The following is a 17,992-nucleotide window of genomic DNA, read 5'->3' on the forward strand; positions in this document are numbered from 1 at the left end:
GCGCGAAGTGAACCCGCTTTCCGCCTTGGCCCCGGCCGGACCGCACCCACCAGCGCGCGACCGCGCGCCGGCCGGTCAGGCCGCCGGTACGGAGCCGTTGCACGCAAGCGCACTCGGCGCGAGGGGTAAAAGGACACGCTGAGATCGGCCGCCCTGGATTCCCGCCTTCGCGGGAATGAGCGGAGTCTGAAGCAACCGCCCTGCACCAATCGCCGACCCCGAGAACCTACTCCGGCAGGTTCAGCCGGATGTGGAGCTCGCGGAGCTGCTTGGCGGAGACCTCGGACGGGGCGCCCATGAGGAGGTCCTCGGCCTTCTGGTTCATCGGGAACAGCGTCACGTCGCGCAGGTTCTCCGCGTCGCAGAGCAGCATGACGATGCGGTCGATGCCCGGGGCGAGCCCGCCGTGCGGCGGGGCGCCCATCTCCAGCGCGCGGATCATGCCGCCGAACTTCTCCTGCAGCACCTCCTCGCCGTAGCCGGCGATGGCGAAGGCCTTGCGCATGATGTCCGGCTTGTGGTTCCGGATCGCGCCCGAGGAGAGCTCCACGCCGTTGCAGACGATGTCGTACTGGAACGCCTTGATGTCGAGCGGATCCATCGTCTCCAGCGCCTCCAGCCCGCCCTGGGGCATGGAGAACGGGTTGTGGGAGAAGTCGACCTTGTCGTTCTCGTCGTCCCACTCGAACATCGGGAAGTCGACGATCCAGCAGAATTTGAACTGGTTCTCGTCGACGAGGCCGAGGTCGAAGCCGATCTTCTGGCGGGCGCGGCCGGCGAAGTCGACGAAGGTCTTCGGCACGCCGCAGACGAAGAAGACGGCGTCGCCATCCATCAATCCAAGTTTTGTCCGGATGGCTTCGGTGCGCTCCGGGCCGATGTTCTTGGCGATCGGGCCGGCGCCCTCCTCCTCCCCCTCGCGGAAGAAGATGTAGCCGAGGCCGGGCTGGCCCTCGCCCTGCGCCCACGAGTTCATGCGGTCGCAGAAGGCGCGGCTGCCGCCGGTCTTCGCCGGGATCGCCCACACCTGGACGCGCGCGTCGGCCTCGATCTGGCGGGCGAACACCTTGAAGCCGGAGCCGGCGAAGTGCTCGGTGACGTCGGCCATCTCGATCGGGTTGCGCAGGTCCGGCTTGTCGGAGCCGTAGAGGCGCATGGAATCGGCGTAGGCGATCATCGGGAATTGCTCGGTGACCGGCCGGCCGCCGCCGAACTCGACGAACAGGTCGCGCAGCACCGGCTCCACCGCCTGGAACACGTCCTCCTGCTCGACGAAGCTCATCTCGATATCGAGCTGGTAGAACTCGCCGGGAGAGCGGTCGGCGCGGGCGTCCTCGTCGCGGAAGCAGGGCGCGATCTGGAAGTAGCGGTCGAAGCCCGCCACCATGATCAGCTGCTTGAACTGCTGCGGCGCCTGGGGCAGCGCGTAGAACTTGCCCGGGTGCAGGCGCGAGGGAACGAGGAAGTCGCGCGCGCCCTCCGGCGACGACGCCGTCAGGATCGGCGTCTGGAATTCCATGAAGCCCGAGTCGGTCATGCGCCGGCGCAGCGAGGCGATGATCTTCGAGCGCTTGACGATGTTGGCGTGCATCTTCTCGCGGCGCAGATCCAGGAAGCGGTACTTGAGGCGCGTGTCCTCGGGGTACTCCTGGTCGCCGAACACCGGCAGCGGCAGCTCGCCCGCCGTCGACAGGATCTCGATCTCGGTGGCGAACAGCTCGATGCGGCCGGTCGGCAGCCGCTCGTTGACGGTGTCGTCGGTGCGCGCCTTGACGGTGCCGTCGACACGAATCACCCACTCCGCGCGCACCGTCTCGGCGGTCTTGAAGGCGGGCGAATCCGGGTCGGCCACCACCTGGGTGATGCCGTAGTGGTCGCGCAGGTCGATGAAGAGAAGGCCGCCGTGGTCGCGCACGCGGTGGACCCAGCCGGAAATCCGCACGGACGTTCCGACGTCCTCCTGGCGCAACGCGCCGCATGTGTGGCTACGGTAGCGGTGCATCAAATCGCCTCGATACTGGGGGCGACCGGTGCAAAGGCCGCCCATTCGTCCGCCATTTGCGGCGGGACAGGGTGTTCTGAAATCGCGGCGAGACAGGACACGCAGGCCGGCACTTGTCAAGGTTCGCGGCAGGCCCCAACTGCCAACTCCGGGTGCAAGTGAAACGCGGCGCTTGGCGGATCGACCGATCATCGTGTATCACCGCGCCGTCGTTCCCATGCGGGAGCGTCCGAACGGGCCGCGCAGCGATCTTGCCGGCGCTTCTCCTCATGGTCATCTTCGCCTCGTTGCAGGCAAGACCGACGTCGGCCGTGCGGGATGCGTTTCGAGCATTCGCGAAAGCGGCCGGGATCTCGAACAACACCTCGAAGGGCACGATGGAAACCGTTCTCATCGTCATTCATCTCATGGTGGTCGTCGCGCTGATCGCGGTGATCCTCCTCCAGCGCTCCGAAGGCGGTGCGCTCGGCATCGGCGGCGGGGGCGGCGGCTTCATGTCGGCGCGCGGCACCGGCAACGCGCTGACGAAGGCGACCGCGGTGTTCGCGCTTTTGTTCTTCGCCACGTCGATGGGCCTCACCGTGCTGGCGCGCACCCAGGGCACGCCGTCGTCGATCCTCGACGACCTGAACCAGCCGGCCTCGCAGACCGCGCCCGCCGGCGCCGATCGGACCCGCGGCTCCGGCCAGGGCATCCTGGACACGCTGCGGCCGTCGGGCACCGGCGGCGACGCCCAGGGCACCGGCCAGCCGGCCGCGCCCGCGGCGCCGGCCGGCCCGCAGGTCCCCTCCTCCCAGTGAGGACGGGCTCCAGCCCACTCGCACGAGAAAACCGGGGACAGCGCCGCTGGCCCCCGGTTCTCCTCTCCCAAAGCGCCGTCGAACCTCTAGGATAGCTGCCCGATGGCTCGGTACGTATTCATTACCGGCGGCGTGGTCTCTTCGCTTGGCAAGGGACTGGCCTCGGCGGCTCTCGGCGCGTTGCTCCAGGCACGCGGCTATCGGGTACGGCTGCGCAAGCTGGACCCCTATCTCAACGTCGACCCCGGCACGATGTCGCCCTACCAGCACGGCGAAGTGTTCGTGACCGACGACGGCGCCGAGACCGACCTCGACCTCGGCCACTACGAGCGCTTCACCGGCCGTCCATGCAACCGCATGGACAACATCACCACCGGGCGCATCTACCAGGACATCATCGCCAAGGAACGCCGCGGCGACTATCTGGGCGCCACCGTGCAGGTGATCCCGCACGTCACCGACGCCATCAAGGAGTTCGTGGTCTCCGGCAACGAGGACTACGACTTCGTGCTCGTTGAGATCGGCGGCACCGTCGGCGACATCGAGGGCCTGCCCTTCTTCGAGGCGATCCGCCAGCTCTCCAACGACCTGCCGCGCAACGATGCGATCTTCGTCCACCTGACGCTGGTCCCGTTCATCAAGTCGGCCGGCGAACTGAAGACCAAGCCGACCCAGCACTCGGTGAAGGAGCTGCGCTCCATCGGCATCCAGCCGGACATCCTGCTGGTGCGCTGCGACCGCACGATCCCGGCCGGCGAGCGGCGCAAGCTGGCGCTGTTCTGCAACGTCCGCGAGGAGGCGATCATCCCGGCGCTGGACGTGGAGTCCATCTACGACGTGCCGATCGCCTACCACAACGAGGGCCTCGACACCGAGGTGCTGTCGGCGTTCGGCATCACCGGCGCGCCCCACCCGGATCTGGAGCGCTGGACGGAGATCTCCAAGCGAGTCGGCTCGCCCGAGGGCTCGGTGAAGATCGGCATCGTCGGCAAGTACACGGGGCTGAAGGACGCCTACAAGTCGCTCAGCGAGGCGCTGGTGCACGGCGGCATCGCCAACAACGTGCGCGTCGAGATCGAATGGTTCGAATCGGAGATCTTCGAGAAGGAAGATCCCGGCCCGTGGCTGGAGAGCGTGCACGGCATCCTGGTGCCGGGCGGCTTCGGCGAGCGCGGTGCGGAAGGCAAGATCGCCGCCGCCACGTTCGCGCGCACCCACAAGGTCCCCTATTTCGGCATCTGCTTCGGCATGCAGATGGCCGTCCTGGAAGCGGCCCGCAATATGGCCGGGATCGAGAAGGCGGGCTCGACCGAGTTCGGCCCGACCGACGAACCGGTGGTCGGCCTGCTGACCGAATGGATGCGCGGCAACGAGCTCGAGCGCCGCTTCGCCGAAGGCGACCTCGGCGGCACGATGCGGCTCGGCGCCTACGAGGCGCACCTCAGCGCCGGCAGCCGGATCGCCGAGATCTACGGCGCCACCGACATTTCCGAGCGCCACCGCCACCGCTACGAGGTGAACTCCGGCTACATCGAGCGGCTGGCCGCCCAGGGCGTCCGGTTCGCCGGCATGTCGCCCGACGGGCTGCTGCCGGAAACGATGGAGCTCGTCGACCACCCGTGGTTCATTGGCGTGCAGTATCATCCGGAGCTGAAGTCGCGTCCATTCGATCCGCACCCGCTCTTTGCCTCGTTCATCACCGCAGCGGTCGAGCAGAGCCGCCTCGTCTGACGGGGGCGCCATGATCACCGGGATAGACCACACCGTCGTCGTCGCCGAGAGCCTGGTCGAAGCCGCGCTCACCGCCGGCCGGCTCGGCTTCCGCACGACCCCGCCGGCCACCCACCCGTTCGGAACGGCGAACGCTCTGGTGCAGCTGCGCGGCAGCTTCCTGGAATACCTGGCGATCATGGACGAGAGCCTGTTTCCGGAGGAGCGGCCGGACGCGTTCTCGTTTCCGAGCTTCAACCGGGACTTCCTGATCGGCGAAGGCGCCGGCATCTCCATGCTGGCGCTGAAGACCGACGATCCGGACGCGCTCGCCGCGCGGCTGGCCGAGGTGGGCCTGTCGCGCCATCCGACCTTCTCCTTCGAGCGCACGGCCCAGGCCCCCGACGGCCGCGAGCTTCCGGTGTCGTTCACCCTCGCCTTCGCCAGCCATCCGGACTTCGTCCGCGCCGGCGTGTTCGCCGTTGCCCATCACCAACCGGAGAACTTCTGGCACGCCGCCTACCAGGCCCACCCCAACACCGCGCTGGCGATGACCGCGATCACCATGGTCGCGCCGCATCCCGATGCCACCGCCCGGACGCTCGGCGCGGTCGTCGGCGCCGTCCCGGTCCACGCCGACGGCGGCCTCCGCATCGCGCTTGCCGACGGCGCCGCGATCGAGGTGCTGGACGGCGCGACCTTCGCCGAGCGCTACGGGTCCGAGGCGTTCGACGGCAAGATCCTGCCACGCTTCGCCGCGATGACCATTTCGGTGGCGGACCTGTCGGCGACCCGGGCGGCCCTGGCCGCCGGCGCGATGCCGTTCACCGAGACCGCCGGCGACACGCTCACCGTGGCCGCGGAGGACGGCGGCGGCTGCGGCTACCGCTTCGTCGCGGCCTGACTCCGCCCGGCCGACAAGCCGCGTGACGGCGGCCGCGCCCTGCGGCACACTGCTCCTCTTCGGAAGCGATCAAGACACCGCCACACGGGTCCACGCAGACGAGCGCGTCTGCGTGGACCCGTGGACGAAGAAGCGCGGGGTCGACGGGACTCGGTTCTCCGCGTTCCCGCCGAGGCCGTCCGGGAGGGGCGTCGTGCCTATGGGAGAAAATCTCGGACTGAGCGGCGTGGCGCGCACCCTGCTGGTTCCCCTGTGCGCGCGCGCCCAGGCGGCGCGGCTGTTTCCCGCCGCGGGTTTCTCAGACACCCCGGCGGAGCGGATCGTCGGCGAGCTCGGGATCGATGCGTCCTCGGTCGTCTCCGATCCGATGAGCATCCTCGGCTTCATCACCCGCGCGAAGATCTTCGACGCGCACGTCGCGCGCTTCCTCTCCGCCCACCCGGACGGCATCGTCCTCGACCTCGGCGCCGGCCTCTCCACCGCCTGCGAACGGCACCCCGTGGACCCCGCCCGGTGGTTCTCGGTCGACCTTCCCGCGGTGACCGCGCTGCGCGCCCGCGTCTCGCCGGAGGCGCCGAGGTGCAGCCTGGTCTCCGCCGCGCTGGACGAGGCCGGCTGGCTCGACAGCGCCGCCCTGCCCGCGGCCCCCACGCTGGTGATCGCCGAGGGCCTGATGCCCTACCTGCCGGCGGAGGCCATCGGCACGCTGCTGCGGGTGCTGGCCGACGGCCTGGCGGGACGCGAGGTGGAGCTCGTCTACGACACCTTCTCCTACCTGATGGTCGGCACGGCCCGCTATCACCCGTCCATCGGCCCGCTCGCCCGCGACGACCCCTCGATCGAGTTCGTCTCGGGCGTGAAGACAAGATCGGACTACTGCTGGGGCGAGCCGCGCTGGAAGCTGGACGAGATCTGCGACGTGATGGAGCAGCTGCCGCCGCCGGTGGCCGTGTGGAGCGCCGTCGTCGAGGGCGTCTTCGGCGTTCCGATCTACGCGATCGCCCGCCTGCATCTCGACGCAACTGCCGCCAGGCGGTAGGAACGGCGCACGCGCATCCAGGAGAGTTCCAGACATGTCCGCTGCCACGGCCCCCGAGGCTGCTCGACCCGACGCCACCGTCGAAGTCGGCAAGGTCCGCTTCGCGCAGACCGCGCCCCTCGCCCTCATCGCCGGGCCGTGCCAGCTGGAAAGCCGCGCCCACGGCCTGGAAATGGCGGCGGCGATCCGGGAGATCACCGAGCGGCTGGGGATCGGCTGCGTCTACAAGACCTCGTTCGACAAGGCGAACCGGACCAGCCGCTCGGGCGCCCGCGGCATGGGCCTGGACGCGTCGCTGCCGATCTTCGCCGAGATCCGCGAGGCGTTCGGAATGCCGGTGCTGACCGATGTCCACACCGCCGAGCAGTGCGCGCGGGTGGCCGAGGTGGTCGACGTCCTGCAGATCCCGGCCTTCCTGTGCCGGCAGACGGACCTGCTGGTGGCGGCGGCCGAGACCGGCGCCGTCATCAACGTGAAGAAGGGCCAGTTCCTCGCCCCCTGGGACATGGCGAACGTGGTGGAGAAGATCACCAGCGCCGGCAACGGCCGGGTACTGCTGACCGAGCGCGGCGCGAGCTTCGGCTACAACACGCTGGTGACCGACATGCGCGGCCTGCCGGTGATGGCGGCAACGGGCGCGCCGGTGATCTTCGACGCCACCCATTCGGTGCAGCAGCCGGGCGGCCAGGGCACCTCGTCGGGCGGCGATCGGCGCTTCGTGCCGGTGCTGGCGCGCGCCGCCGTGGCCGTCGGCATCGCCGGCGTCTTCATCGAGACCCACGACGACCCCGACCGCGCGCCCTCGGACGGGCCGAACATGGTGCCGCTGAACGATCTGGAGGCGCTTCTTTCCGACCTGATGGCGTTCGACTGGATCGCCAAGGAGCGGCCGCTCGCCGATTTCGGATAGGCCCCCCGCCCGCTCCCGCCGCGGTCAGATCTGCCGCGCCGCGTAGCCCTTCGCAACGATCGGGCCGGTGGGACGCCCGGTCGGCGATCCGCCCGCCTGCTCCAGCGTGATCTCGTAGAGCTGGTCGCCCGCCGGCGCCGGCAGGTCCGGTCCGTGCAGGACGGCCGAGCGCGCGGCCTCCACCAGGCCCAGCGAGACCGGACCGCGGTCGGCCGACGGCAGCGTCCAGACCTCCATCACGCGGCCCTGCGGGACCTCCACGTTCGACAGGAAGCGGATGCGCGCGGTGTCGTTGCCGAAGTCCTCGACCATCGCCCGCGGCGTGCCGGTGTCGTCGAGGAGCACGGCGATCACCACCGGCTCGCTCTGGCTGACCTGCCAGCCGATGCCGACGCCCGCCACGAAGATGAGCAGCGCCGCCGCCGCGGCAGCCCAGCGCGACGCCAGCCGGCGCGGCCGGTTCTCGTTGGCGGCGGGCTTGAGTCCCGGGGCCGGTGCGCCCCCGGAGGCGGACGACCGGTCGATCTCGGCGCCGATGCGCGCGGCGAACCCGTCGGGAAGCTCCTCCGGCGCGGCCGTCAGGTCGAGCGCCAGGTAGCGGTCGCGCGCCCGCGCCACCGCCCGGGCCAGCGCCGGCTCGGCGGGCAGCCGGCGCTCCACCTCCGCCGCCTCGCCGTCGTCGAGGAGACCGAGGACGAACTCGTCCGCCAGATCGTCGATGGGCCGGCTCATGACAGGCACTCCCGAAGGCTGAGGAGCCCCCGCCTGATCCACGACTTCGCCGTGCCCAGCGGGATGCGCCGGAGCGCCGCGATCTCGCCGTGGCTGTATCCGGCGACATGGGCGAGCAGCACGCAGCGCCGCGTCTCCGGCTCCAGCGCCTCCAGGCAGCCGCGCAGCCCTTCCGAATCCGGCAGGCTCTGCCAGACCTCCTCGGAGGCGGCGTGCTGGCGGGCGTCCTGCATGGCGGTCAGGTCCTCCGGCGGCACGATGGACAGCCGGCGGTCGTCGCGCAGGATGTTGAGGCAGCGGTTGCGCAGCACGGCGTAGATCCAGCCGCGGGCCGATCCCTCGCCGGCGCGGAACTGGGACGCCTTGCGCCAGACCTGCACCATGGCGTCCTGCAGCGCCTCCTCGGCGAGCTCGTGGCGCTGAAGCATCCGCCGGGCGACGCCGAGCAGCTGCCGGCCCTCGACCTCCAGGATGTCGCCCATCCCGGACCGCTCGCCGCGCCCGCAGGCGACGAGCGCGGCGCTGAGCCGTGCCTCCGCCGATGCGGCGCCCTCCGCCGTCCCGCTGGGATTGGTCTGGTCCATGACAGGTCCCGTCGTCGGCGCGCGCGGCGCGCGTCCACTCGCTTGATGTCTCATGACGAGACTGACACGGGCGACGGCGAAACGGATGCAAAAAAAGTTTCGCCCGCCTGCATCCAAACCGCTGGCCGCCGTGTCCTCAGGGGCGGTGCCGCATTCAGGCCCGCAACCAGGGAGACCTTCCAATGACCCGTTTCGCCCTTCTGTCGACCACCGCCTTCCTGCTGTCCACGGCCGCCGTCGCCGCCGCTCCCGCCGTCGGCCTCGTCGGCGACAAGACGCTGGTGATGTTCGACACGGAGACGCTGAAAGTGAGTGGCAGCATGGACGTCGACGGCGTCGACAGCCTCGTCGGCATCGACCTGCGTCCCTCCAACAAGACCCTCGTGGGCGTCACCCCGGACAACGTCGTCGTGACCATCGACACGAAGACCGGCAAGGCCAGCGAACTCTCCACCATGGACAAGCCGCTGCCGATGACCGACGCGCCGGTGATCGTCGACTTCAACCCGATGGCCGACAAGCTGCGCTACATGACCGGCACGACCAACCACCGGGTCGACGTCGACACCGGCGCGGTGACCGTCGACGGCAGCCTCGCCTTCGAGGCGAAGGACATGCACGCAGGCGAGGCACCGGCGATCGTCGCCGCCGCCTACATCAACTCGTTCGGCAAGCCGGAAAAGACGGCGATGTACGATATCGATTCCACCATCGTCGCCGTCATCCAGCAGACCTCGCCGAACGACGGCACGCTCGGCGCCATCGGCAAGCTCGGCATCGACAAGCCGGGCGACACCTACGCCTTCGACATCGCCACCGATGCCGACATGACCAACACCGCCTGGCTGGTCACCGGCGGCATGCTCTACGAGGTTGATCTCGCGAGCGGCAAGGCGACCGGCAAGGGCGCGATCGAGGGTGCCGGCGGCGCCATCCGCGACATCACGATCCTGCCGGCGATGTAGGCGGACGCAGGCCCGGCGGGCACTCCGCCCCCCGGGATCCGCCACCAGGCCACACGAGGGAGGCGCCCCCGCGCCTCCCTTCATGCCGTCTGCGCACAGCCCCGCCCCGGAGCCGGCGTCCACGCGGTTGACGCGACGCGGCAAACCCACTACCCGAACGTCATGCGCGGCCCTGCTGCGCGCCCGGCATCCCCGGATGCCGGCCAAGAGCGACCGCCGCGGGCCTGCCCGCCTCGATGCGGTGGCCTGGGTGCCCGTAGCTCAGTTGGTAGAGCATTCGACTTTTAATCGAATGGTCCTCGGTTCGAGTCCGAGCGGGCACACCAAACCACCTTCTGTTCAGAGACGCACGTGGCGCCCCCCTCGCCGGATGGCTCGACCCGACGGCTGTCAGGCCCCCGTCCTGATGTTGTCGAGCTTCTCGAGTATGCGCGTGATCAGGGGCCGCCTGGCCGCGAGCGGTTCACTCGGGGGCGTTTCCACGGCTTCTTTCGATGCGGCCAGCGCGGTCAGTTGCTGCACCTTCATGTTCAGCTCAACAACCTCCGTCCGCAGGCCGGCAACCGTGTCGCGCTCGCTTTTCAGCGATCGCAGGAGCGCGTGCAGGAGTCCGACGTCGCGCCTCGGCTCTCCCCTATCGGCCTGATCGAGAAGAGAGGATGCCAACGTCCAATCGCCCAGGCGGACGGCGGCCAAGGCCGCAAGCGGTACGAGCCGGCCGTCGGGAATGGCTTTCGAAACGGGAGCGTTCCAGGCGCCCTTGTATCGCTCCTGGACAATCCGGAGCATGCCCGCGAAATCGTCGCTCTCGAAGAGGCGCAGGTCGGCAACGGTCCGGTTGAACCGGGCGAATACCTTGCTCCACGCGGGGACGTCGGACACGTCCAGCGTCCGGCTCGCCTGAGCGGGGTGCAGGGAATAGACGGCCCCCGGCTTGTTGACGAGATACACGGGAAATCGACAGAACGTCTGCAGCTGGAAATCCATGTCGCTCGTGATTCCCGTGTGAAGATAGGGGAACCCGATAGCCAGCAAGCTCTGCCGTCTCCAGAGGATTGAAGTCCAGGAATAGTGACCGTAGATCATCCAATTTCGAAGATGGGTCTTCGGATCAAGCAATCCGAATTGAATCTTATCGGGATGCGGAGGGTATGTTTCAAGAACGTCGCCCGCCTCATTCCGGGCTTCGGTCATAAAGATAGCGGCGCCGGCCTGAGCATTTTCTTCCAGAAGAGAATATGCCACAAAGAGAAAATCCGGCAGCAGCCAATCGTCGTCCGCAAGCGGGACAAAATATTCAGTATCTATATGCTGAATGGCGCGAGCGTAATTCTGGTGCCCGCCGATATTATACTCATTTCGGGTATATTTGATCCGGCTATCGGCGGCTGCCCACGCGGTCACGAAGGGCCCCGTTTCGTCGGTCGACGCATTGTCAAAGACGTGCACCTGCAACGGAACGCGGGTTTCCGCCAACACGCTCTCGATCGCGTTCTGCAGCTTCTCCTTCCTGTTATAGGTGGGAATGACGACGGTGATGATGTTCATGAAAGGGCTCTTCTGGAGGGAACGCGACCAGCTTGACACGTGACGAGCTTAGCTGTTCAGAGGGCGCACGCTGCATTTCTGACCGTAACAAACCCGCAACGCAGCGATAAGGGTATGGACCTGAACGAGCCGTTACGGGTGGGGAAAGCGCGTGCTCCGTCGCGTGGGACGCTGGGCAACGATTGGTGCGCTGGATATGAAGGGCCATGAGGAAGCGATTCGATGTCGAACCGACGTCCATTCTGGGGGTTGTCACACTCCTGCGGAAGCCGGTCGGTGATGATCGCGGGCTCCTGGCGCGCCTCTTCTGCGATGAGGAGTTCAGGGAGTTGGGCTTGATGCCCAGCGTTCGCCAGATCAACCAGTCAAGGACGCGACGGCGCGGCACCATTCGCGGAATGCATTTCCAGCACCGCCCCCACGCGGAGGCAAAACTGGTCTCCTGCCTGAAGGGCGAAATTTTCGACGTAGCCGTCGACTTGCGGCGGTCGTCGCCGACCTTCTTGCAGTGGCACGGCCAGACCCTGTCGGGGGAGAACTTCCAGAGTCTCTATATCCCCCCGGGATGCGCCCATGGCTTCCAGACCCTGACGGATGACTGCGAGCTTCTCTACCTCCATTCGGAACCCTATCAACCGCAATGTGAGGGAGCCCTCAACGCGCTCGACCCCGCCCTGGGCATCGTCTGGCCGCTCGACATAACCGACATGTCCGACCGGGACCGTGCCCATCCGAATGTGGCTGCCGACTTTGATGGGATAGAGCCTTGAGGTGCCGCCATTGCGCCATGCCGGTCGACATTCCTTTCCTCGACCTTGGGGCAGCCCCGCCATCGAATGCCTATCTGAGCGACGAAGCGCTCAATCTGCCCGAGCGATGGTATCCTTTGCGGGTTGGGGTCTGCTCCAACTGCTGGCTGGTGCAGACCGAGGATTTTCCGCACTTCACCGAACTCTTCGACGTCAACTATGCCTATTTCAGCTCCTATTCGGCCGCATGGCTCAAACACGCCGCCGACTACGTCGACATGGCGATCGACCGCTTCTCGCTCGGTCACTCATCTCTCGTGGTCGAGGTCGCGGCCAATGACGGCTATCTCCTGAAGCATGCAAAGGCGCGGGGACTGCGCTGCCTTGGGATCGAACCCACGGCGAGTACGGCCGCTGCTGCACGCGAAAAAGGGATCGAGATCGTCGAAGGCTTCTTCGGAACGAAGATGGCCGCGGAGCTCAACGGGCGAGGCATTTCCGCCGACCTGATGACGGCGAACAATGTTCTGGCCCACGTGCCCGATATCAACGACTTCGTGCGAAGCTTCGCGATGCTGCTCAAGCCGCACGGCGTCGCGACATTCGAGTTTCCCCACCTGCTGGAACTCGTCCGGAACAACCAGTTCGACACGATCTATCACGAGCATTTCTCCTACCTGTCACTCACCGCCGTCGCGCGGATTTTCGACCAGAACGGTTTGAGAATCATCGATGTGGAGGAACTCACCACCCATGGGGGCAGCCTGAGGGTGTTCGCGGAGCGGCTCGATGCGGGCCGGATGATCGTCTCGGAGAACGTCGATCGGGTTCTCGCCCGTGAGGCCGGAGCGGGGATCGGCAAGGCGGCATTTTACGCCGAGTTCCAGCACCGCGCGGAGAAAGCAAAGAACGATTTTCTCGCCTTCCTCATTGAGTCGCAGCGCGCCGGACTGCGTGTGGCCGCCTATGGCGCCGCGGCCAAAGGCAACACGTTGCTGAACTTCGCCGGCGTAAGGCCCGACCTGATCCCCTACGTTGTGGACCGCAGCCCGTTCAAGCAGGGCAAGCTGATGCCGGGCAGCCGAATTCCGATCGTCGGAGAGGAGCGGCTTCTGTCCGACAAGCCTGATATTATTGTCATTCTACCGTGGAACATTGCGGACGAGGTATTGGCGCAGCTAGAGTACGTGCGGGATTGGGGTGCGCGACTCGTGACTGCGATACCAAACCTCACCATCAGGTGACGGATGATCCCCTACACCAAACCTTCCATTACCGCCCTCGAAGTGGCTTATGCCACTGATGCCGCCCAGAACGGATGGGGCGAGCACTGCTACGACTACATCGTGCGCTTCGAGCGCGCCTTCGCGGAGCACATCGGCGTCAAGCACGCGATCGCCACCTCTTCGTGCACGGGAGCTCTGCATCTCGGCTTCGCCGCGCTTCCGATAGAGGCCGAAAGCGAGGTCATCCTGGCCGACACGAACTGGGTGGCCTCGGTGGCGCCGTTGGTCCATCTCGGCATCAAACCCGTCTTTGTCGACATCCTGCCCGACACCTGGTGCCTCGATCCTGAAAAGGTAGAGCTCGCCATCACTCCCCGAACCAAAGCGATCCTCGCCGTGCACATCTACGGCAACATGTGCGACATGCAGAGGCTCAACGACATCGGCCGACGCTACGGCATCCCCGTGATCGAGGACGCCGCAGAGGCGATCGGTTCGTCACTTGGTGAGCAGAAGGCGGGCAGCATCGGGACCTTCGGATGCTTCTCGTTCCACGGAACGAAAACCGTGACCACGGGCGAAGGCGGGATGCTGGTCACTGACGACAGCGGCCTGTTCGAGCGGGCGCTGACGCTGTCGAACCACGGCCGCCGCCGCGGCGATACCAGACAGTTCTGGCCGGAAACCGTAGGCTACAAGTTCAAGATGTCAAACATCCAGGCGGCGCTGGGGCTGGCGCAGATGGAGCGCATCGATGAACTCATCGCGCGCAAAAAGCAGATCCTTGCTTACTATCGGGACGCCTTGAGAGATCTCCCCGTGACGCTCAATCCGAGCGACGGGTACGCCACCATGGGAGCATGGATGCCCACCGTTGTGTTCGACGAGGACACCGGCGTGACCTCGGATGTGGCGCGTGACAAATTCGCCTCCCACGATATCGACGCGCGCCCCTTCTTCCATCCCCTGTCATCGACCGGCCTGTTCGAGAGCAGTGGCGTGCACACACCCAACGCGCATCTCATATGCGGCCGAGCCGTCAATATTCCGAGCTACCACGACATGACCACCGACGATCAGGATCGGGTCGTCGAAGCGGTGAGAAGTTGCTTTCCCAGACAGGGTCGCCGTGGGCCTGCTTTGGTCGGCTTGGGCCGTGACTGACCACCGAGAGCAAACGAGAAGTACATGAACGTCGATGAGATCAAGCGATATTGGGAGACGCGGGCAGCTGATGACCCGAGTTCCCAGTCGACCACGCAGGACCATTTTCTCCGGAGCATAGAAGCACGCTCCATCATGGAGCAGATCCGAGCTCGTGGACCGAAACGGGTGGCGGATATCGGTTGCGGCGACGCGCGTACGACTGGTCAACTCGCCGACACATTCCCCGACGTTCTTTTTGAGGGAATGGACTATTCCGCTTCGATGATCGGGAACGCACAGCGTGTTGTTTCCCAGGCATCGCTGTCCAATTTGACCCTGTCGATTGCAGACGTTCTCGAGCCGCTTCCTCTCAAGGACCCGGTCGACCTGGCCTACACCAGTCGCTGTCTCATCAATCTGCCCGGATGGGACCTGCAGAAGCAGGCGATATCGAACATTCGAGACGCCGTGCGGCCGAATGGCTACTATGTGATGGTCGAGAATTTCGTTGAGGGTCAGGCGAATTTCAATGAGGTTCGGGAATCCTTCGGACTCCCTGCCATCGGGATCCGCGACCACAACACGTTCTTCGAGCGTGACCGGCTGATTGAATTCCTCCAGGAATCATTCGACGTCGAGTTCGAGCGGAACATCAGCAGCACATACTACTTAGTTAGTCGGGTGATATACTCCAAACTTTGCGAAGACTCCAATGAAAGCCCCGACTATTTCGATAAACATCATGAGTACGCCGCAGGCCTGCCTTTCGCAGGTGAATATGGCCCGGTGCGCATGCTAGTCCTGAGAAGAAAATGATCGATCCTCGTGGCCTCGATTTCATCACCAGATCCCTCGAGGACAAGTATTCCTACAATTTTTCCTGGCTCGGACGTCCGATCATCCAGTACCCTCAGGATATGGTCGCGATGCAGGAAATCATCTGGTCCGCGCAACCGGATCTGATCATCGAGACCGGTATCGCGCATGGCGGCTCCCTTATTTTTTCGGCAGCGATGCTGGAACTGAATGCAGCCTGCGGCGGCAATCCGGACGCTCAGGTCCTTGGCATCGACATCGACATCCGCGCCCACAACCGAAGCGCCATCGAAGCCCATCCGATGTTCAAGCGCATTTCGATGCTTGAGGGATCGTCCGTTGCACCGGATATCGTGTCGGAGGTTCACAGCCGCGCCAAGGGTGCCGGCAGCGTGGTCGTCTTCCTGGATTCCAATCACACCCACGCCCACGTCATGGCGGAACTCGAGGCCTACGCCGAGCTCACCACCGTCGGCAATTACTGCGTCGTGTTCGACACCATTATCGAAGATCTGCCGGAAGGTTCGTTTCCCGACAGGCCCTGGGACAAGGGCAACAGCCCCAAAACAGCTGTGAACGCCTGGCTGAAGACGCATCCCAACTTCGAGATCGACGAGACGATGAATACGCGCCTGCTCACAACCGTCGCGCCCGATGGATATCTTCGGCGCACAGGCTGAGACAGGAACGCCTTCCGATGTAGGCTGCGTTGGGCCAGGCTTGAGCCGAACCCGCCCGTCCGTGTCCGCCTCGGCGTCGAAGTAGGTCGGCACCAACACGCCGACGATCCGGCAGGTCCCCGCCTTCAGGGTAACGATGCCGGTTTCCGGATCGAGATGGATGGCTTCGCCCACCTCGGTCCCCACCCGGTTCAGGACCCGGCGTTTCGCCCCGGGCTGCATCGGCTTCGTTTGCGGCGAGCACTCCTCTTAGACCGCATAATCGGCGGCAGGCGCTCCGGTCGCGCCGGTGCCCAGAACGCTCGTGGCGGCGATCAGGACGAGACCGAGCGCCCTCACCTTCGCAAAAAGCCTGAGCCTTCCGCCGCGGACGGTGCGGCGGGCGCCATCCGGTCGGCCGGTCCTCGTGGGAGCGCTGCTGTTCATCGGGCTCATCGCGCTCCACCTCGATCCCGACCCGACGTCCGTCGGCCGACAGCACGGTTCGCGGTTCCCGTGACCGCGGCAAGCCTGGGGTTACCGGGGATCCTCCAACCCGGCCGATCCGGTGACGGGCGGGCCCGGCGGTGGCGAGGGGTCGCGGGGGCGCCGGCGCGAACGGCATTGGCTCCGGATTATACGCGGCGTATACTTGCTGCATGGCCCGGTGCGGCGGACCGTTCGATGCCCGTCGCGGAACGCAGAGGAAGGACGTATCCGGCATGCGACTCACCGACTTCAAGGCGCTCACGTTCGATTGCTACGGAACCCTGATCGACTGGGAGACCGGCATCTTCACCGGCCTCCAGCCGCTGGTGGCGAAGGTCCCCCGGACGCTCGGCCGCGACGACATCCTCGAGGCGCACGCCTTCCACGAATCCTCCACCCAGGCGCAGACGCCGGCCAAGCGCTATCCGGAGCTGCTCGCCGTCGTCTACAAGCGGCTGGCGGAGGAATGGGGCGTGCCGGTGAGCTGGGGCGAGTGCCTCGCCTATGGCGCCTCGGTGCAGGCCTGGCCCGCCTTCCCCGACACTGCCGAGGCGCTGCGCTATCTCAAGCAGCACTTCAAGCTGGTGATCCTCTCCAACGTCGACAATGGCAGCTTCTGGGCGAGCCAGCAGAAGCTCGGCGTCGAGTTCGACGCCGTCTACACCGCCGAGGACGCTGGCTCCTACAAGCCCGCCGACCGCAACTTCGACTACATGCTGAAGAACCTCGCCCGCATGGGCATCGAGAAGCAGGACATCCTGCACACCGCCGAGAGCATGTTCCACGATCACGGTCCGGCGAACCGCCACGGCCTCGCCAACTGCTGGATCTACCGGCGCTACGAGCAGGAGGGATTCGGCGCGACGATGAACCCCGGCGACATGCCGCGGTACGACTTCCGCTTCAATTCCATGGCGGACCTCGCCGAGGCGCACCGCCAGGAAATCGGCGGCTGATCGCAGCCGGGACGCGACGCAGGCGCCACCCGGCGCCTGCCGTCACACGGCGACGGAGAGCGGCTCGGTGAGGCGCGTCGACATCAGCGCGTCGACCACCCGGCGCCGGAACAGCTCGACGTGGGCGCCGGCCACGCGCTCGGCGGCGTTGGCGTCGCCGGCGCGGATCGCCTCGTACATCTGGCGGTGATCGGCCATCGTCTTCTCCAGATGGGTTTCCAGCCGCTCGTCGGCGCGCGCGCTCTCGCTGAAGCACAGGTGCGCGATCCGCTGGGTCTCGGAGAGGATCTGGTGATAGGCGGCGAAGATGCGCCCGGAATGGGCGGCCGCGCCGATCGCCGTGTGGAGGGCGTGGTTGGCGTCGTTGGTGGCGATGCTGTCGAAGGCCGCCGACGCCTTCTCGAAGGCGACGAGATGGATCTCGATCTCCTCCAGATCCTCCTTCGTGCGCCGCACGGCCGCGAGCCGCGTCGCCGCCCGCTGCAGGAGATCCAGCCCCTCGAAATAGTCGCGCAGGTCGGAGAGGTCGAGCATCGCCACCCGCGCGCCGCGGCCGCGCTGGATCGAGACGAGCCCCTCGGAGGAGAGCCGGATCAGCGCCTCGCGGATCGGCGTGCGGGAGACGTCGAACATGCGCGACAGCACCCCCTCCTCCAGCTCGCTGCCGGGCGCGAAGTCGAGGCGCAGGATGGCCGCCCGGATCAGGTGGTAGACGCTGTCGGGAGCCGCCTTGGGATCGTTCGCCGTCATGGGTCCT

17 protein-coding genes and 1 tRNA gene are annotated in these 17,992 nt (G+C 66.5%); 13 read left to right on the forward strand and 5 right to left on the reverse strand.

The annotated features are described in order from the left end of the window. Window positions 1-226 precede the first annotated feature (226 nt). Window positions 227-2,002 (reverse strand): aspartate--tRNA ligase, encoded by a 1,776-nt coding sequence (gene aspS / locus AB7M35_RS03605; RefSeq protein ID WP_453957350.1) that lies wholly within the window; start codon window positions 2,000-2,002, stop codon window positions 227-229. A gap of 377 nt (window positions 2,003-2,379) precedes the next feature. On the opposite strand from aspS, the gene secG reads away from it, so the two are divergent. From secG to kdsA, 5 genes are all read left to right on the forward strand, one after another. Then, window positions 2,380-2,802 carry a preprotein translocase subunit SecG gene (gene secG / locus AB7M35_RS03610; protein WP_453957352.1) on the forward strand — a complete coding sequence of 141 codons (423 nt, stop codon included), beginning with the start codon at window positions 2,380-2,382 and terminating at the stop codon, window positions 2,800-2,802. A 102-nt stretch (window positions 2,803-2,904) separates the two neighbouring features. After that, window positions 2,905-4,533 carry a CTP synthase gene (locus tag AB7M35_RS03615; RefSeq protein ID WP_453957354.1) on the forward strand — a complete coding sequence of 543 codons (1,629 nt, stop codon included), beginning with the start codon at window positions 2,905-2,907 and terminating at the stop codon, window positions 4,531-4,533. 10 nt (window positions 4,534-4,543) lie between these two features. Next, entirely contained in the window at window positions 4,544-5,416 is an 873-nt protein-coding gene (locus AB7M35_RS03620) for a VOC family protein (RefSeq protein ID WP_453957356.1), read from the forward strand. Window positions 5,417-5,615: 199 nt separating this feature from the next. Then, window positions 5,616-6,455, forward strand: a complete 840-nt coding sequence (locus AB7M35_RS03625; RefSeq protein WP_453960598.1) for a class I SAM-dependent methyltransferase — start codon at window positions 5,616-5,618, stop codon at window positions 6,453-6,455. 34 nt (window positions 6,456-6,489) lie between these two features. Then, window positions 6,490-7,365 (forward strand): 3-deoxy-8-phosphooctulonate synthase, encoded by an 876-nt coding sequence (gene kdsA / locus AB7M35_RS03630; protein ID WP_453957357.1) that lies wholly within the window; start codon window positions 6,490-6,492, stop codon window positions 7,363-7,365. Between the two features lie 24 nt (window positions 7,366-7,389). Here the strand turns inward: kdsA and AB7M35_RS03635 are convergent, their stop codons facing one another. Further along, window positions 7,390-8,097: an anti-sigma factor gene (locus AB7M35_RS03635; protein ID WP_453957358.1), complete on the reverse strand. Its 708-nt coding sequence runs from the start codon at window positions 8,095-8,097 to the stop codon at window positions 7,390-7,392. Next, the gene (locus AB7M35_RS03640) at window positions 8,094-8,681 is read right to left on the reverse strand and encodes a sigma-70 family RNA polymerase sigma factor (RefSeq protein WP_453957360.1); all 588 of its coding nucleotides are present in this window, start codon (window positions 8,679-8,681) and stop codon (window positions 8,094-8,096) included. The genes AB7M35_RS03635 and AB7M35_RS03640 overlap by 4 nt, the downstream gene beginning before the upstream one ends. Before the next feature lie 182 nt (window positions 8,682-8,863). Between AB7M35_RS03640 and AB7M35_RS03645 the strand changes: the two genes are divergently transcribed. Then, window positions 8,864-9,646, forward strand: coding sequence for a DUF4394 domain-containing protein (locus tag AB7M35_RS03645; RefSeq protein WP_453957361.1), 783 nt, complete (start codon window positions 8,864-8,866; stop codon window positions 9,644-9,646). Window positions 9,647-9,896: 250 nt separating this feature from the next. Next, window positions 9,897-9,972 (forward strand) — tRNA-Lys (locus AB7M35_RS03650). A gap of 64 nt (window positions 9,973-10,036) precedes the next feature. Here AB7M35_RS03650 and AB7M35_RS03655 read toward each other — a convergent pair. After that, window positions 10,037-11,194, reverse strand: coding sequence for a glycosyltransferase family 2 protein (locus AB7M35_RS03655; RefSeq protein ID WP_453957362.1), 1,158 nt, complete (start codon window positions 11,192-11,194; stop codon window positions 10,037-10,039). Between the two features lie 206 nt (window positions 11,195-11,400). On the opposite strand from AB7M35_RS03655, the gene AB7M35_RS03660 reads away from it, so the two are divergent. The 6 genes from AB7M35_RS03660 to AB7M35_RS03685 all read left to right on the forward strand — a co-directional run bounded on the left by AB7M35_RS03660 (window position 11,401) and on the right by AB7M35_RS03685 (window position 17,235). Further along, window positions 11,401-11,964 (forward strand): dTDP-4-dehydrorhamnose 3,5-epimerase family protein, encoded by a 564-nt coding sequence (locus tag AB7M35_RS03660; protein WP_453957363.1) that lies wholly within the window; start codon window positions 11,401-11,403, stop codon window positions 11,962-11,964. Continuing rightward, window positions 11,961-13,187 carry a class I SAM-dependent methyltransferase gene (locus tag AB7M35_RS03665; protein WP_453957364.1) on the forward strand — a complete coding sequence of 409 codons (1,227 nt, stop codon included), beginning with the start codon at window positions 11,961-11,963 and terminating at the stop codon, window positions 13,185-13,187. The genes AB7M35_RS03660 and AB7M35_RS03665 overlap by 4 nt, the downstream gene beginning before the upstream one ends. 3 nt (window positions 13,188-13,190) lie before the next feature. After that, a complete protein-coding gene (locus tag AB7M35_RS03670; RefSeq protein WP_453957366.1) occupies window positions 13,191-14,333 on the forward strand; it encodes a DegT/DnrJ/EryC1/StrS family aminotransferase in 1,143 nt (380 codons plus the stop codon). A gap of 24 nt (window positions 14,334-14,357) precedes the next feature. Further along, a complete protein-coding gene (locus AB7M35_RS03675) occupies window positions 14,358-15,131 on the forward strand; it encodes a class I SAM-dependent methyltransferase (RefSeq protein WP_453957367.1) in 774 nt (257 codons plus the stop codon). Next, complete coding sequence (locus tag AB7M35_RS03680) at window positions 15,128-15,811, forward strand: cephalosporin hydroxylase family protein (protein ID WP_453957368.1); 684 nt, start codon at window positions 15,128-15,130, stop codon at window positions 15,809-15,811. The genes AB7M35_RS03675 and AB7M35_RS03680 overlap by 4 nt, the downstream gene beginning before the upstream one ends. 701 nt (window positions 15,812-16,512) lie before the next feature. Continuing rightward, on the forward strand, window positions 16,513-17,235 hold the full coding sequence (locus AB7M35_RS03685; RefSeq protein ID WP_453957369.1) for a haloacid dehalogenase type II: 723 nt from the start codon (window positions 16,513-16,515) through the stop codon (window positions 17,233-17,235). A gap of 42 nt (window positions 17,236-17,277) precedes the next feature. Here the strand turns inward: AB7M35_RS03685 and AB7M35_RS03690 are convergent, their stop codons facing one another. Continuing rightward, a complete protein-coding gene (locus AB7M35_RS03690) occupies window positions 17,278-17,985 on the reverse strand; it encodes a GntR family transcriptional regulator (protein ID WP_453957371.1) in 708 nt (235 codons plus the stop codon). Window positions 17,986-17,992: the final 7 nt, after the last annotated feature.

This window comes from Amorphus suaedae, assembly GCF_053629675.1.